We start from the raw sequence: 15,556 nt of genomic DNA on the forward strand, positions 1-15,556 counted from the left end.
GGCATCGGGGACGGTGGGCGCGGGGCGGGCGGGGCGGGTCATGCCGCCACCCCCCGTCCGGTGGCGGCCGGGAGCCCGGCGACGACGGCGAGCAGCCCCGCGTCGTCCACGACGCCCAGGCAGCGGCCGTGGTCGATCACGCGGACCGGGCCGCCGCTGCGGGCGACGGCCTGGATGGCCTCGACCACGGTGGTGGCGGGGCCCAGTGCGGGTCCCTGGTCGGCCTCGCCCGCGGTGGCGGGGCGCATCGCGGTGCGGACGGTGAGCACCTGTTCGCGGGGGACGTCGCGGACGAAGTCCCGTACGTATTCGTCGGCGGGCGAGCCGACGATCTCCTCGGGCGTGCCGAGCTGCACGATGCGGCCGTCGCGCATCAGCGCGATCCGGTCGCCCAGGCGCAGGGCCTCGGCGAGGTCGTGGGTGATGAAGACCATGGTGCGGCCCTCTTCGTGGTGGAGCCGGGCGACCTCCTCCTGCATCTCGCGGCGGATGAGGGGGTCGAGTGCGCTGAACGGCTCGTCGAACAGGAGCACTTCGGGGTCGGCGGCGAGGGCGCGGGCCAGGCCGACGCGCTGCTGCTGGCCGCCGGAGAGCTGGCCGGGGCGGCGCTCCTCGAGTCCTTCGAGGCCGACCTTGGCGACGAGTTCGGCGGCCTTGTCCCGGCGGTCGCCGCGGCCGACGCCCTGGATCTCCAGTCCGTACGCCACGTTGTCGAGGACGGTGCGGTGCGGGAGCAGGCCGAAGTGCTGGAAGACCATGGAGGCGCGGTGGCGGCGCAGGGCGCGCAGTCGGGTGGCGTCCATGGCGAGGACGTCCTCGCCGTCGATGGCGAGGCTTCCGGCGGTGGGTTCGATGAGCCGGGTGAGGCAGCGTACGAGGGTGGACTTGCCGGAGCCTGACAGGCCCATCACGACGAAGACCTCGCCCTTGCGGACGTCGAAGGTGACGTCGCGGACGGCGGCGGTGCAGCCGGTGCGCTCGCGCAGTTCGGCGGCGGACAGGTCGGCGTCGGCGGAGCCGGGGACCTTCGCGGCCGCCTTCTCGGGGCCGAAGACCTTCCACAGGCCGTCCACGGCGAAGACGGGGGGTGCGGCGGGGGTGGCACGGGTCGTGTTCACCGGGTACCGCCTTCGCGGGCCAGCAGTTCGGCTGCCTTTTCGCCGACCATGAGCACTCCGATCATCGGGTTGACCGCGGGCATCGTGGGGAAGACGGAGGCGTCCGCGATGCGGATGCCTTCGAGCCCGCGGATCTTCAGGTCCGGGTCCACGACGGCGCCGGGGTCGTCGGAGGCGCCCATCCGGCAGGTGCCGGCCGGGTGGTAGACGGTGTGCGCGACGGAGCGGGCGTAGGCGCTCAGCTCTTCGTCGCCGGTGATCTCCGGGCCGGGGCACACTTCTCGCTTGAGCCAGCCGGCGAGCGGCTGGGTCGCGGCTATCTCGCGGGCGAGCTTGATGCCGTCCACCAGGGTCCGGCCGTCGTAGTCGTCCTCGTCCGTGAAGTAGCGGAAGTCCAGGGCCGGTTTCACCTCGGGGTCCGCACTGGTCAGGTAGAGGCGGCCGCGGCTGCGGGGCTTGGGGATGTTGGGGGTCATCGACACGCCGTGCGCGGGCCGTTCGTAGCCGATGCGCTCGGGGTTGTCGGTGAAGGGGACCTGGTAGAAGTGGAACATCAGGTCGGGTCCGGCGGATTCGGGGTCGCGCCGGACGAACAGCCCCGCGTCGCTGTCCATCGCGGAGTTCTCCGGTATCGGGCCGTCGGTCTCCCAGACGATCACCGACTCGGGGTGGTCGAGCAGGTTCTCCCCCACGCCGGGCAGGTCGTGCACCGAGGGAATGCCGAGGGCTTCCAGGTCCGCGCGCGGGCCGATGCCCGAGTGCAGCAGCAGCCGGGGGGTGTCCACTGCGCCGGCGCACACCAGTACCTCGCGGCGGGCGGTGACCAGGGACTCCGTACCGTCCGAGGCACGTACGCGGACCCCGCGCGCCCGGGTGCCGTCGAGTTCCAGGCGGTGGGCCCAGGTCTCCAGGAGGATCGTGAGGTTGGGGCGCTCGTCCATGACGGGGTGGAGGTAGGCCACCGACGCGGAGGAGCGCTTGTTGTCCTCGGGGTGGTAGGCCAGGTCGAAGAAGCCGGCGCCCTCGTGGAAGGGCTTGCGGTTGAAGCCCTCGACGCGCGGGACGCCCAGGGCGCTCTGCGCGGCGTCGACGAAGTCGCGCGCGATGGCGTTGCGGTCCTTCTCGTCCACCGGGACGATGTTGTTGAGGAGCCGGTCGAAGTACGGGTCCATGGCGGCCGCGTGCCAGCCCTCGGCTCCCGACTGCGCCCACTCGTCCCAGTCGGACGGGAGCGGCTTGAAGGCGATCAGGGTGTTGTGCGAGGAGCAGCCGCCGAGGACGCGGGCGCGGCTGTGGCGGATGTGCGAGTTGCCGCGGGGCTGCTCGGTGGTGGGGTAGTCGTAGTCGAGCTCGCCGCCGAGCAGGCCCATCCACCGGCGCAGGGTGAGGACTTCGGGGCGGTCGACGTCGCTGGGGCCTCCCTCGATGACGGCGACGGTGACGTCGGGGTCCTCGGTGAGGCGGGAGGCGATCACGGAGCCGGCGGTGCCGCCGCCGACGACGACGTAGTCGTACTCCTGCTCCGTGGGGGTGGGGCTGTGCGTGGGGGTGGTCATGCTCGGTTCCTCCTTCAGCCCGCGAACCAGCGCACGGGGCGCGGGGCGAGGTTCTGGTACACGTGCTTGGTCTCGCGGTACTCGGCCAGGCCCGACGGGCCCAGTTCGCGTCCGATGCCGGACTTGCCGAAGCCGCCCCACTCGGCTTGCGGGAGGTAGGGGTGGAAGTCGTTGATCCAGACGGTGCCGTGGCGCAGCCGGCCGGCCACGCGGCGGCCGCGGCCCGGGTCGGAGGTCCACACCGCGCCGGCGAGCCCGTACTCGGTGTCGTTGGCGAGCGCGACGGCTTCGGCCTCCGTACGGAAGGTCTCGACGGTCAGGACCGGCCCGAAGACCTCTTCCCGTACGACGCGCATCCCGCGGTGGCAGCGGTCCAGGACCGTCGGCCGGTAGAAGTAGCCGGGCCCGTCGGGGCGTTCGCCCCCGGAGCGGAGCACGGCGCCCTCGGCGAGGGCGGAGGCCACGTACTCCTCGGTGCGTTCGCGTTGGGCGGCGGACACCAGCGGCCCGCATTCCACGTCCGGGTCGGTGCCGCGGCCGAGGCGGATCCGGTCGGCCCGGCGGGCGAGTTCGGCGACGAAGCGCTCGGCGACGCTCTCCTCGACGATGAGCCGGGAGCCGGCGGAGCAGACCTGTCCGCTGTGCATGAAGGCGGCGTTGAGGGCCTGGTCGACGGCGGTGTCGAAGCCTTCCTCGGTGGCGCAGGCGTCGGCGAAGACGACGTTGGGGTTCTTGCCGCCGAGTTCGAGTGCGACCTTCTTGACGGAGTCCGCGGCCGCGCGCATCACCTTCGTACCGCTGGTGAGACCGCCGGTGAAGGAGACGAGGTCGACGTCGGGGTGGGCGGCGAGGCGCGCGCCGACCGGGTTGCCGGGGCCGGTGACCAGGTTCGCGACGCCGGCCGGGAGGCCGGCCTCCGCCAGCAGGCCGATGAGGGCGACCGTGGACAGCGGGGTGATCTCGCTGGGCTTGAGCACGAAGGTGTTGCCCGCGGCGAGGGCGGGAGCGATCTTCCAGGAGGCCTGGAGGAGGGGGTAGTTCCACGGGGTGATCAGGGCGCAGACCCCGACGGGCTCGTGGACGACGACGCTGTGGACGTCGGGGGTGCCGGCGTCGATCACGCGGCCCGCGCTCTCTCCGGCGACGAGGTCGGCGAAGTAGCGGAAGGCGTCGGCGACGCAGTCCACGTCCACGCGGCCCTCTTCCAGGGTCTTGCCCGCGTCGCGGCTTTCCAGCAGCCCGAGGCTTTCGCGGTCGCGGTGGAGCAGGTCGGCGGTGCGGCGCAACAGGGCGGCGCGCTCCAGGACGGGGGTCTGGGGCCACTCCCCGCCGTCGAAGGCCGCGCGGGCGGCGCTGACGGCCGCGTCGGTGTCCGCGGTGCCGCCCTCGGCGACGACGGCGAGGACCGTGGCATCCGCCGGGTCGAGGACCTCTCGGGTGGCTCCTGTTACCGCGGAACGCCAGGTCCCGGCGATGTGGATGGTCGTCTGCTCGGACACGACTCGTTGTACCTCCGATTCCACCACCGCGGCTTACCCGCGTTGGTGTTGCTCGTTCCCGCTTTCCCCGGTTCATGGAAGCTATGTCGCATCCGTCACTGGAAGTGACGGGAGTCACTCCCCGTCACTCCGGGGAGGTAGGGGGCATATCGGGATATATCGGATGCCCTGATGGGCGCCGGGACGGCCCGTCGCGGGCAGGCGGCGTACACCACCCCCTTGCTGTGCCCGAGCTCCACCGCGGATCTTTGGCCGCTGACACCGCCGCCGTCCAGGCCGTCATCGATGCCTTGCCCGAGCCCCCGCTCGTCCTCGCCCACTCCTACGGAGGGTCGGTGATCACAGCGACACCCTCTACGGCGGCTCCCCTGGCCCCCTCGCTGCGCGGGCGGTCGGCCTGCTGCGTTCGCAAGCCCCGGGCTGCGGACGAGGAGGCCCCCAGCACCACAGCTGGAAGGAAACTCCCTCTCCCTACGTCATCTGCGCACAGGACCGGGCCATCGACCCCGGCCTCCAGCAGCCCAGGCCGCCCGGTCGCCAGCCGGTTCGTAGCGGGTCAGGGGCTGGGAGCGCGTCAACAGCTCCCGCATGGCCGCGCGATCGCCGACGAGTCCCTGGGTGCGTGCCTGTACGAGCACGTTTCCGAGGGCCGCTGCCTCCGCCGGACCGGCCACCACCGGCAGCCCGCACGCGTCAGCCGTCAACTGGCAGAGCAGGGCGTTGCGTGCTCCTCCACCCACGATGTGAATGACGTCGACCTCCTGGTCGGCGAGGCGCTGTGCGTCCTGCACGGCCGCACGGTGGGCGAGCGCCAGGGAGTCGAGGATGCACCGGGTCGTCTCGGCGGGTGTGCGCGGCACCGGCTGGCCCGACCTTCGGCACGCCTCGGCAATGCGCTGCGGCATCCGGCCGGGGGCAAGGAAGGCGGGGTCGGCGGCGTCCACCACGGAGAGGAGGCCCGGAACTTCAGCGGCGGCCTTCAGCAGCGGAACGAGTGCGGCGCCTCCCCATTCCCGCATGCACTCCTGTAGGAGCCACAGCCCCATCACGTTGCGCAGGTAGCGCACGGTCCCGTCGATACCCAGTTCGTTGGTGAAGTTCGCACGACGGCCGGCCTCGGTCAGGACGGGTGAGTCGAGCTCCAGACCGACCAACGACCAGGTGCCGGTGCAGATGTACGCGAAGCGCTCGTCACGCGCTGCGGGGACGGCGACGACGGCCGAGGCGGTGTCGTGCGAGGCGACCGTGGTGACCGGCACCGGGCCGGCCACCCCCGTGGCGTCGAGGACCTCGGGCAGCAGGAGGCCCGCGGGATCGCCGGGACGCCGCAGGGGCGGGAACAGGCTGAGGTCGATGTCCGCGGCATCGGCGACGGCGTACGACCAGTTCCCGGTGCGCGGGTCGAGCAGCTGGGTGGTGGAGGCATTGGTGAGCTCGGTCCCCTCCTGGCCCGTCAGCCAGTAGGAGATCAGGTCCGGGATCAGCAGGAGCCGCCGTGCGGCGGCCAACTGAGCCGTGCCGCGGGCGGCCGTCAGCTGGTACAGCGTGTTGAAGGGCGCGTGCTGAATGCCCGTCTGTGCGTACAGGTGCTCGGCCGGCGCCGCCGACCACACCTGCTCGGGGACTCCCTCGGTGCGGGCGTCCCGGTAGTGCACGGGATTGCCGAGCAGGGCGCCGTCGTCGTCGAACAGCCCGTAGTCCACGGCCCAGCTGTCGATCCCGACCGAGGCGAGGCGTCCGCCGGTGGTGGCTCCGGCCGCGCGCAGTCCGTCGAGGACGCCCGCGTACAGCCCGAGGATGTCCCAGTGCAGCATGGCGCCGGCACGCACCGGCCGGTTGGGGAAGCGATGGGCCTCGGTCAGTTCCAGGGTGCCGGGGCCGACGCGGCCGACCATGACGCGTCCGCTGGACGCGCCGAGGTCGACCGCGGCGAACGGCTGCGGCTCCGTGCTCATCGCAGGAACGCGGCGGCGACGCCCGCATCGACGGGAATGTGCAGACCGGTGGTGTGGCTCAGGTCGCCGCTGGTGAGCACGAGCACCGCGTTCGCGACGTGCTCGGGCAGGACCTCGCGCTTGAGGAGGGTGCGCTGGGCGTAGAACTCGCCGAGCTTCTCCTCCTCGATGCCGTACGTGGCGGCGCGCTGGGCACCCCATCCGCCGGCGAAGATCCCCGAGCCGCGGACGACACCGTCGGGGTTGACCCCGTTCACGCGGATGCCGTGCTCTCCGAGCTCGGCGGCCAGCAGGCGGACCTGGTGTGCCTGGTCGGCCTTGGTGGCGGAATAGGCGATGTTGTTCGGGCCGGCGAAGACGGCGTTCTTGGACGCGATGTAGACGATGTCACCGCCCAGGCCCTGGTCCCGCATGATCCGCGCGGCCTCGCGGGAAACGAGGAAGGAGCCGCGGGCCATGATGTCGTGCTGGAGGTCCCAGTCCTTGGCGGTGGTCTCCAGGAGCGGCTTGGAGATGGAGATGCCCGCGTTGTTGACGACGAGGTCGACGCCGCCGAAGGCCAGCACCGCCTCCTGGAAGGCGCCGGCGATCTGCTCCTCCGAGGTGACGTCGACGCGGACCGCCACGGCCCGGTCGAGGCCGCCGAGCTCCTCGGCGACGGCCGCGGCGTTGTCCTCGTTCAGATCGGCGACCACCACGCAGGCCCCCTCCGCCGCCAGCCGGTGGGCGATCGCCCTGCCGATGCCGCTGCCCGCGCCCGTGACCAGCGCGATACGGGTGGCCAGCGGCTTGGGCGCGGGCATCCGCCGCAGCTTGGCCTCCTCCAACTCCCAATACTCGATGCGGAACTTCTCGGCCTCGTCGATCGGCAGGTAGCTGGACACGGCCTCCGCGCCGCGCATTACGTTGATCGCGTTGACGTAGAACTCGCCCGCCACGCGAGCGGTCTGCTTGTCCTTGCCGAACGAGAACATGCCGACCCCGGGCACCAGCACGATCGCGGGATCCGCACCGCGCAGGGCGGGGGAGTCGGTGGTCGCGTGGCGCCGGTAGTAGGCGGTGTACTCCTCGCGGTAGGCGAGGTGCAGTTCCCGCAGGCGGGCGACGGCCGCGTCGAGGGGCGCGGTGGGCGGCAGGTCGAGTACCAGGGGCCGCACCTTGGTGCGCAGGAAGTGGTCGGGGCAGGAAGTGCCCAGCGCGGACAGCCTCGGGTGCTCGGTGCGGGAGACGAAGTCGAGTACGGCCTCGCTGTCGTTGAAGTGCCCGACCTGCGCCCGGTCCTGGGAGGCGATGGCCCGGATGTGGGGAGCCAGGGCGGCGGCCCGGGCCCGGCGGTCCTGCTCCGGCAGGGGCTCGTATCCGCTGAGGACCGGCCCGAAGGGCTCCGGCCGCCCACGCTCGCTGAGGAACCGCTCGGCGGTACGGATGATGTGCAGCGAGTTGCGCCGGCACTCCTCGCTGGAGTTGCCCCAGGCGGATATGCCGTGGCCGCCGAGGACACAACCGATGGCCTGCGGGTTCGCCTCCTTGACGGCGGCGATGTCCAGGCCGAGCTGGAAACCGGGCCGCCGCCAGGGCACCCACACCACCGTGTCGCCGAAGCACTCGGCGGTCAGCTTCTCGCCGTCCGCCGCGCAGGCCAGTGCGATGCCCGAATCCGGGTGGAGGTGGTCGACGTGCGCGGCGTCCACCAGGCCGTGCATGGCCGTGTCGATGGAAGGCGCGGCCCCGCCCTTGCCGTGCAGGCAGTAGTCGAAGGCGGCCACCATCTCGTCCTCGCGCTCCACGCCGGGATAGACGTCCACGAGGGCGCGCAGCCGGTCGAGGCGCAGGACGGCGAGCCCGTCCTCCGTGAGGGTGCCGAGGTCGCCCCCGGAGCCCTTGACCCACATCAGTTCGATGTCGCCGCCGGTGACGGGGTCGGTGGTGGTGCCCTTCGCGGAGGTGTTGCCGCCCGCGTAGTTGGTGTTGCGCGCATCCGCGCCGAGCTGGTGAGAGCGCTCCAGCAGGGAGGCGGCTTCGGGATGCAGTGTCATATCGCTACGTGTCCTCAGGTCCGTGACGGGAGTGGGACGGGCGTACGGGCGAGGGGGCTCACGCACCCCAGCCCGCCTGCGCGCCGCCGACTCGCTCGGTGGCCGTCTTCTGCGCCCAGCCGGAGCGGTGGTACGCGCCGACCGGGTCGCCGTCCAGGCCCAGCTCTTCCCGGACCTCGGCGAGGAGGGGGCGTACATCGGTGTTGTAGGCATCCATGAGGGCTGCGTTCGCGGCCAGGACATCGCCGGAGCGCTGGGCCGCGGCCAGTGCGTCCCGGTCGACCAGGAGGGCCTTCGCGGTCGCCTCCTGCACGTTCATCACCGAGCGGATGATCGCGGGGATCTTCGCCTCGATGTTGTGGCACTGGTCGAGCATGAACGCCACGTCCGGCGTGAAGCCGCCGCCGCGGATCACCTCGTACATGATCCGGAAGAGCTGGAAGGGGTCCGCGGCGCCCACCATGAGGTCGTCGTCGGCGTAGAAGCGCGAGTTGAAGTCGAACGCGCCGAGCTTCCCTTCGCGCAGCAGCGTCGCGACGATGAACTCGATGTTGGTGCCCGGCGCGTGGTGCCCGGTGTCCACGACGACCTGCGCCCGCCCGCCCAGCTTGAGGCAGTGCGCGTAGGCGGTGCCCCAGTCCGGTACGTCCGTGGCGTAGAAGGCGGGCTCGAAGAACTTGTACTCCAGGAGCATCCGCTGGTCCTCGCCCAGCCGGCCGTAGACCTCGGCGAGGGCCTCGGCCAGACGGTCCTGGCGTGCGCGGATGTCGTCCTGGCCGGGGTAGTTGGTGCCGTCCGCGAACCACAACTTCAAGTCCCTGGACCCGGTGGCGTCCATGATGTCCACGCACTCCAAGAGGTGACCGACGGCCTTCTTGCGGACCTTCGGATCGGGGTGGCATACGCTGCCCAGCTTGTAGTCGTCGTCCTGGAAGACGTTCGCGTTGATCGCGCCCAGACGCAGTCCGCGCTCGGCCGCGTCCGCGGCGAGAGCCCCGTAGTCGTCCACGCGGTCCCAGGGGATGTGGAGGGCGACGCTCGGCGCGGCCCCGGTCAGCTCGTGGACCTTGGCGGCGTCGTCGAGCTTCTCCTGCGGAGTGCGGGGCACACCGGGCTGGGCGAAGACCTTGAAGCGGGTGCCGGCATTGCCGTAGGCCCACGACGGCGTTTCGATGGCCTGGGTCTTCAGGGCAGCCTTCACAGCGGTGTGGTCGGTCACTGGACGCTCCTGCGGCATGGAGATCAAATGAAACGATTCAATTTCTTGCTCGGAAGCTAAGAGCTTGGCCAGCTGCCTGTCAAGCCTGCTCGTCTCGCGCGGAGGCGGCCTGGCTGTGGCTGATGTGGGCGCTGGGGTTAAAACGATTCATCCAATAACCTGGATGTCCGTAGTCAGCCCGTACTGCCTGGAGGTCTGGGCCCATGGCCCCATTGGTGGGTATCAAGGACGTCGCCCGTGCTGCCGGGGTGTCCGTGGGAACCGTCTCGAACGTGATCAACCGCCCGGACTCGGTCGCCGAAACCACCAGGCTCCGCGTGCAATCCGCCATCGACCGGCTCGGCTACGTACGCAGCGAGTCCGCGCGCCAGCTACGCGCCGGCCACAGCCGCATCCTGGGGCTGCTCGTCCTCGACATGGCGAACCCCTTCTTCGTCGACATCGCAAAAGGCGCCGAACGGGCCGCGCGCCGGGCGGGACTGGGCGTCATGGTGTGCAACAGCGGGCAGAGCCCCGCCGAGGAGGCCGAATACCTCTCGCTCTTCGCGGAGCAGCGGGTGCGGGGCGTGCTCCTCACGCCTGCCGATGCCAGTGGCCGCAACCTAGAGGCGTTCCGGCGGCACGGCATTCCCTTCATCGTCGTCGACCGGGTTGCCGAGGGCGCCGACCAGTGTTCGGTCTCGGTCGACGACGTGGTCGGCGGGACCCTGGCCGTACGCCACCTCATCGATGCCGGGCATCGTTCCATCGGCTACGTGTCCGGGCCCGAGGAGCTCACCCAGGTCAGGGACCGGCGCACCGGGGCATGGAACGCGCTGACCGAAGCGGGCCTGGCACAGTCGGCGCTGTTCGAGCTGCCGGCCGGAAGCCTCGACGTGGCTGCGGGCCGGGACGCGGGTTCCCGCTTCCTGGGCCTGTCCGACCGGCCGACCGCGGTCTTCTGCGCCAACGACCTGCTGGCCCTCGGATTCCTCCAGACCATGTACGCAGCCGGCGTGCGGGTCCCCGAAGACGTGGCCATCGTCGGCTACGACGACATCGAATTCGCCGCGGCGGCCGCGGTCCCGCTGACGTCCGTCCGGCAGCCGGCCGTCACGATGGGCACGATGGCAGCCGAGATGCTCCTCGAGGAGACGGGGGAGGCCGGGGCCGCACATGAGCACCGGCACATCGTGCTGCAGCCGGAACTGGTGGTGCGCGGATCCTCTCTGCCCTCACGGTGATACGGAACCGGGAGGGCAGGAGGGCGGTCAGCCGATGGTGAGGGTGCGCTGCCCGGTGATGTCGCGGGACGCACGCTTGGGCAGGCGCCGCGGCGAAGGTGTAGAGCCCGGGAACGAGTGTCCAGTTGCCCGAGTTCCACACCATCAGGTCTTCGGGTGCGATGGTGAAGACGAGGCGCTGAGCGCCACCTCGGTCCAGGGACTCTCCGGTGACCAGCAGGGGCAAGCTGTCGGCGACACCCATGAGCAGAAAGCCCGCGGCACAGATGCCGAAGAAGGGCGGCAGCGACTGCCGACGCCGGGCGGGAAGACGGGTGAAGACGACGGAGCCGAGAACGGTGGCGGCGCTGGCCGCTGCCGTGACAGCCCCGATGACGCCGGTGGAGTCCACGTCCAAGCCGTCCAGCAGGAAGGCCATTTCGACGGGCACCGTGTAGAAGACCACGGCACCGAAGACGGTCAGCACGCAGATGCGGGCCATACGTCGGACCCGGAAGGGACGCTTCGCCGACGGTACATGCGCCACGTCACCTTCCGATCTGGGCGCCGCCCTGGGCACCAGCGTCGTGTCCCGGGTCGGCCGGTCGCTGTCAGCGCCGCGCGCGCGGAGGTGAGGATCTCCTCGGAGAGTGGGGATCCCTTGGTGGCTCGGGCCAGGACGAGAGCGCCGAGCGTGGTGCACAGCCGGGTGGTGCCGTCCTGGTCTTCGGTGGCGAGCCACTCGGCGAAGTCGCCCACTCCTTCGGTGTAGACGCGGCGGGCCTCTCGATCTCCGGGTTCGCGCGCGATGTCGGTGGCGAGGGCGCCCGCAGTGAAACCCGGACCGGCGCGGGCGCGCCAGAGCCGTGGTCCGGCGCCGGCCGGATCCGGCCGCCGAGGGGTGGTGGGCTCCGGCTCCGGATCCCACCGCCTCCGTCCGCGTCAGAGCTTCCCGAAGACGACCCCGCGCCAGGTCCATCCCGCGCCGAGGACGGCTTCGCGCAGCGGGTCCTTCAGGTCCGAGCTGTCGAAGCGGAACACTTCGGTGGCCCCGAGCGCGCCGTCGGCCTCCCGCTCGACCTTCCGGCGCCGGGACACCGTGGTGACCTGCCCGCGCGCAGCCTCGGCCGACAGGGCCAGCCGGGGCGTGCCTCCCAACCACGTGACATCGAACTGCCGGTCGACGCTGCGGACCTCACGGGCGGCCGCGTCCAGGCGCATCCGGATCTGGAGCACGCGGCTCACCTGGGTCCGGGCGAAGAAGGTGTGCCACGCGGGCTCCTGGATCCGCCACTCCGCCACCAGGTCGGCGCCCTCGGGGGCGCCCCCGCGCACGACGTACGGCGCGTCGGCTGCGAAGAGGCCGAGCAGTGCCGCCTGCACCTCCTCGGCGGAGCGCGGTACGACGCCGCTGTCGGGGTGCTTGGTGCCGGTGAGTTTGTCGAAGAGACCCATCGCACCACCCTAGGGACATCGGACCGTTCGATACAAGATCGAACGATCCGGCCCGATCGGCAAGCCCCTAGGATCCCGCTGCCGTGTCCGGTGCCGTGTCCGGTCCCACCGTACGCAGGAACTCCTGGAAGTCGCCCAGGACGCTGTCGTGCTGCTCCGCGGTGGCGGTCAGCACCATCCGGATCACCGCACGCTTGCGCGGGTCGTGGACGTCCAGCATGGACAAGTAGACCTGGGACTGGACGAGCTCGCGGCGCACGCCGCCCGCGACCGCCGAGAAGGTCACCCGCTGGGTCAGACCCGGCGCGCCCTCGGAGCCGATCTCCCGGCGGGCGGCCACCACCACGGACTCGCCCGCCTCGCGCAGGCGCTCCACCGACGCGTCGGCGAGCTCGTCCAGCGTCGCCTCGTCCGGCCGGTACTCGCCGTCGATGGTGATGTTGGCCGTGAAACCGGAATCCGGCTGCGGATGCAGCGCGACGAAGGCCACGCCCGGAGCGCCGACCTCGTCCGGAGGGGCCGGCCGCCAGCCCTCCGGCAGTCGGAACTCGATCGGCACCGGCAGTGTCGTGGGCATCTTGCGCTTTCCTTCTTTCCTCCCACGGGAACGTGGGTCAGTCGAACCAGCTGCTGACAGTGTCCTTGACCGAGCCCGCCGCATCGCCGACGGCATGAGCGGCGTCCCCGACCGCGTCGGCCGCATCGCCGGCGGCGTCGGTGACCTTCGCAGGGTCGATCGTGAACTCCGCCCCGACGGAACCGCCGAGGCCGAGGGCGACGCCCACCTTGGTGCCGATGTGGAACTTGCCGTCGTCGCCCTTGCCGAAGGTCACCTTCGCCTCGGCGCCCGCTCCGGCCCATCCCTCGGCCGTGGCACCGGCTCCGATTCCGGCGACCTCGGCGCCACCGGCGACGGTGCCCTTCGCCCCGGCGAAGGCCTTCGCCCCGGCGTTCAGACCCTCCAGGCCGACGCCGGCACTGGCCTGTGCCTCGGCTCCGGCGAACCCTTCGGCCCGCCCGTAGCCCTCCACGTACCCGTATCCCGCGCGCCCCTCGGCCAGGGCCCGGCCGCCCGCCGACACCTCGGCCTTGCCCGTGAGGCCCTTGTCCGTGATGCCGACGTTGGCGCTGGCCCGGGCTCCCGCGTAGGCGTCGGCGATGCCGGAGAGCCGCATCGAGCCGTTGCTGAGGGATCCCTGCGCCGTCGCGTGGCCGAGCTCGGCGTACGCCTGGGCCGAGCCCTCCTTGCCGTACTTGGGCCCGGAGGCCTTGGCGCCCGCGTCGGGCCCGGTCGCCGACGCGGAGCCCTCGGCCTGCCAGCCGTCGGTCTTCGTGCCCACCTCGGCGTCCTTGGACCGGGGGAGCGGCACCTTGGCCAGGTCGCCCTCGGGGTGGGCGTTGAACCCGCCGTTGGTCTGGTCGGCCCCCTTGCCGAAGGCGTCGCGGTTGCCGTCGACGACAGCGGCCTCCAGAGCGGCCTTCACGTGCTGATCGGCTTCGGAGGCGGCCTTCACGCGGTCGTCGAGGTACTGCTGCCACGTGGTGACCGCCGTGCGGATGGAGGCTTCGCCGTCGGGGTCGTGGTGGTAGGCGCTGCGCTCGGCGGGAGTCAGTTTGGAGTAGTCGAAGGCGACGCGGCCTTGCTCCGATACGGTCATCCCGGCGGTGACCGCGTCGTCCCGCGCGCTCTGGAGCTTCGACTTGAGATCGGTGAACACGGCGTGGGCGTCCAGCAGCAGGCTCGCGATGGCCTTGGCCTGGGTCTGCGCCGCGGCGTACTCGTAACGGGTCGCCTCGAAACCCGAATGCGCGGCGCCCGCGCTGACACCGGCCCAGGTCTGGCCCAGCGTGATCTTCTGGACGCTGTCGCCGTAGCGGGTCTCGACCTTCTTCAACTCGCCCGCCATGGCCTCCCACTTGGCCGCCGCTGCCGTCAGCAGGCCCAGGTCCGTGGTCATGACCTCGTGATACGTCAACACCGCAGCCCCCTAGAGCCCGTTGAGCTTCGAGCCCGACAGCAGGAACTGGTTGCCCAGGCCCGTGTCGTTGCGCACGAACAGCCCCGAGGCTCCGCGCAGCGCAGCCTTCTCCGAGGACAGGCGGCCCATCAAGGTCCTCACCTGCTGGTCCCAGGTGTCCGACACCTTCTTCAGGCCACTGGCCGTGTCCCAGCCGTCGAAGCCCTTCTGGGCCGTGTGGGTGGCGTCGTCCGCGTGCTCGGAGGCCTTCTTGGTGTCCGGCTCCAGCTCGGTCTCGATGGTGTTCGCCGCCGCCTGCTTCTCGGCCGGCGTCGAGGCGAAGTCACCGGACCCGCCCGGAGCGAACGGCCCCGTGGGCGCGCCGTTCAACCGCACGGCCACGTCGTGGTCCGTGACGCCCGCGCGCTCACGCTCCCACTCCTGCGCGAAATCCCCTGACATGATGCTCCCCCGTACGAAGAGCAAGATCATATACATGTCAATCACGCGGAGGTCAACCACCCTGTACGCAGGGGTGCGAGAGCCTCGCACCGGGAACGTGGGCCCGGCCGGACGCGCTGGTCGGCCGTTCGTCTGACCGAGGCGTGCCGTTCTTGTCCCTGCTTTGTAACAGGCGTCTGAGACCCCCGTGATGTGGGAAATCCGTTACTGCAGGTCGGCGCGGGCGCCGGTCAAGGAGCAGGTGGGGGCCATGGCGGCCCGCCACCGAACTCCTCGGAGCCATTGCGGTCTGCGTTCATCATCGGGAGTCGACAGCGGCCGCCCAGGGTCGCCAACGGGGGAACACCATGAACACTGCTGCCCGTACGAGTCGCAGGGGCTGGAAGTCCTACGTCCTCGGGGCCGCGACCGTCACCGCGCTGCTCGCGTCCGCGGCGTGCTCGCCGGACGGGGGCGAGGGGCCGGACGACCGCAAGCCCACGGCCCAGCCGAGCGGCCCGAGCGCCTCGGGCACGCCGGGCGAGACCGCCTCCCCGGGTGCGACGAAGCCCGGCGACACGCCCTCGGCGAAGCCGACCCCGGGAGCGACCGACACCGGCGGCAGCGGCGACGGGGCCGTCGCCCTCTGCGCGCCGGGCGACGTCTCGATCACCGCAAGCACCGAGGACGAGATCAGCAAGGGCGTCCGGCACATCCTCCTCACCCTCACCAACACCAGCAAGAAGGCGTGCAAGGTCTACCACTATCCCCACGTCCAGCTCGGCGACGCCCAGCGCCTGGTCCCCGAGATCAAGGAGAGCGCCCCGACGCCCGGGACGCCGTTCGAGACCATCGCTCCGGGCAAGCAGACGTACGCCGCACTGCTCCTGAGCGGCCCCATGGACGAGGCCCCGGCGAAGACCATGACCGTCCAGCTCCAGGACACCGAGGTCGGGAGCAAGAAGGGCGAGCCGATCAAGGTCGCCTTCCCGGGCGTCGACACCGTGTACTACAACGACTTCGCCAAGGTCACCCACTGGATGACCGCCTCGGGTCTGGCCCTGCGCTTCATCATGTCGTCCTGACGATCCGGCCCCCCCCGGGCCGTCCTCTAAGG

Annotated in this window: 13 protein-coding genes and 2 pseudogenes; 4 read left to right on the forward strand and 11 right to left on the reverse strand. The window is 71.3% G+C overall.

The genetic code is table 11. The annotated features are described in order from the left end of the window. Positions 1–38 precede the first annotated feature (38 nt). From ACFVX6_RS20350 to ACFVX6_RS20360, 3 genes are read right to left on the reverse strand one after another with little or no spacing between them, the layout of a single operon-like run. Entirely contained in the window at positions 39–1,118 is a 1,080-nt protein-coding gene (locus ACFVX6_RS20350; protein WP_389693303.1) for a glycine betaine/L-proline ABC transporter ATP-binding protein, read from the reverse strand. Then, a complete protein-coding gene (locus tag ACFVX6_RS20355) occupies positions 1,115–2,674 on the reverse strand; it encodes a GMC family oxidoreductase (protein ID WP_389693305.1) in 1,560 nt (519 codons plus the stop codon). Before ACFVX6_RS20355 ends, ACFVX6_RS20350 begins: the two co-directional genes overlap by 4 nt. 14 nt (positions 2,675–2,688) lie before the next feature. Beyond that, positions 2,689–4,173, reverse strand: coding sequence for an aldehyde dehydrogenase family protein (locus ACFVX6_RS20360; protein ID WP_389693307.1), 1,485 nt, complete (start codon positions 4,171–4,173; stop codon positions 2,689–2,691). Positions 4,174–4,397: 224 nt separating this feature from the next. Here ACFVX6_RS20360 and ACFVX6_RS20365 point away from each other — a divergent pair. Then, positions 4,398–4,693: pseudogene (locus tag ACFVX6_RS20365) on the forward strand (alpha/beta hydrolase); the annotation flags it as partial. Here ACFVX6_RS20365 and ACFVX6_RS20370 read toward each other — a convergent pair. Genes ACFVX6_RS20370 through rhaI form a run of 3 tightly spaced genes read right to left on the reverse strand, consistent with a single transcriptional unit; the run spans position 4,650 to position 9,383 of the window. Next, positions 4,650–6,128: a rhamnulokinase family protein gene (locus ACFVX6_RS20370; protein ID WP_389693309.1), complete on the reverse strand. Its 1,479-nt coding sequence runs from the start codon at positions 6,126–6,128 to the stop codon at positions 4,650–4,652. The pseudogene ACFVX6_RS20365 and the gene ACFVX6_RS20370 overlap by 44 nt on opposite strands. After that, positions 6,125–8,164, reverse strand: a complete 2,040-nt coding sequence (locus tag ACFVX6_RS20375) for a bifunctional aldolase/short-chain dehydrogenase (protein WP_389693311.1) — start codon at positions 8,162–8,164, stop codon at positions 6,125–6,127. Before ACFVX6_RS20375 ends, ACFVX6_RS20370 begins: the two co-directional genes overlap by 4 nt. Positions 8,165–8,222: 58 nt before the next feature. Beyond that, positions 8,223–9,383: an L-rhamnose isomerase gene (rhaI, locus tag ACFVX6_RS20380; RefSeq protein ID WP_389693313.1), complete on the reverse strand. Its 1,161-nt coding sequence runs from the start codon at positions 9,381–9,383 to the stop codon at positions 8,223–8,225. Positions 9,384–9,586: 203 nt separating this feature from the next. Between rhaI and ACFVX6_RS20385 the strand changes: the two genes are divergently transcribed. Further along, positions 9,587–10,606, forward strand: a complete 1,020-nt coding sequence (locus tag ACFVX6_RS20385; RefSeq protein ID WP_389693315.1) for a LacI family DNA-binding transcriptional regulator — start codon at positions 9,587–9,589, stop codon at positions 10,604–10,606. A 242-nt stretch (positions 10,607–10,848) separates the two neighbouring features. Continuing rightward, positions 10,849–11,043: a hypothetical protein gene (locus ACFVX6_RS20390; protein ID WP_389693317.1), complete on the forward strand. Its 195-nt coding sequence runs from the start codon at positions 10,849–10,851 to the stop codon at positions 11,041–11,043. 142 nt (positions 11,044–11,185) lie between these two features. Here ACFVX6_RS20390 and ACFVX6_RS20395 read toward each other — a convergent pair. The 5 genes and pseudogenes from ACFVX6_RS20395 to ACFVX6_RS20415 all read right to left on the reverse strand — a co-directional run. Beyond that, positions 11,186–11,425: pseudogene (locus ACFVX6_RS20395) on the reverse strand (TetR/AcrR family transcriptional regulator); the annotation flags it as partial. Positions 11,426–11,527: 102 nt separating this feature from the next. Then, entirely contained in the window at positions 11,528–12,040 is a 513-nt protein-coding gene (locus tag ACFVX6_RS20400) for a hypothetical protein (protein ID WP_389693319.1), read from the reverse strand. Between the two features lie 67 nt (positions 12,041–12,107). Beyond that, positions 12,108–12,617 (reverse strand): hypothetical protein, encoded by a 510-nt coding sequence (locus ACFVX6_RS20405; RefSeq protein WP_389693321.1) that lies wholly within the window; start codon positions 12,615–12,617, stop codon positions 12,108–12,110. Between the two features lie 37 nt (positions 12,618–12,654). Next, positions 12,655–13,998, reverse strand: a complete 1,344-nt coding sequence (locus tag ACFVX6_RS20410; RefSeq protein ID WP_389693323.1) for a hypothetical protein — start codon at positions 13,996–13,998, stop codon at positions 12,655–12,657. 30 nt (positions 13,999–14,028) lie between these two features. Beyond that, positions 14,029–14,460, reverse strand: coding sequence for a hypothetical protein (locus tag ACFVX6_RS20415; protein ID WP_389693325.1), 432 nt, complete (start codon positions 14,458–14,460; stop codon positions 14,029–14,031). Positions 14,461–14,807: 347 nt separating this feature from the next. Here ACFVX6_RS20415 and ACFVX6_RS20420 point away from each other — a divergent pair, with 347 nt between their 5' ends. Continuing rightward, a complete protein-coding gene (locus ACFVX6_RS20420; RefSeq protein ID WP_389693327.1) occupies positions 14,808–15,524 on the forward strand; it encodes a DUF4232 domain-containing protein in 717 nt (238 codons plus the stop codon). Positions 15,525–15,556: the final 32 nt, after the last annotated feature.

It is taken from the genome of Streptomyces sp. NPDC058289 (genome assembly GCF_042880975.1).
Lineage (GTDB): Bacteria > Actinomycetota > Actinomycetes > Streptomycetales > Streptomycetaceae > Streptomyces > Streptomyces stoeckheimensis.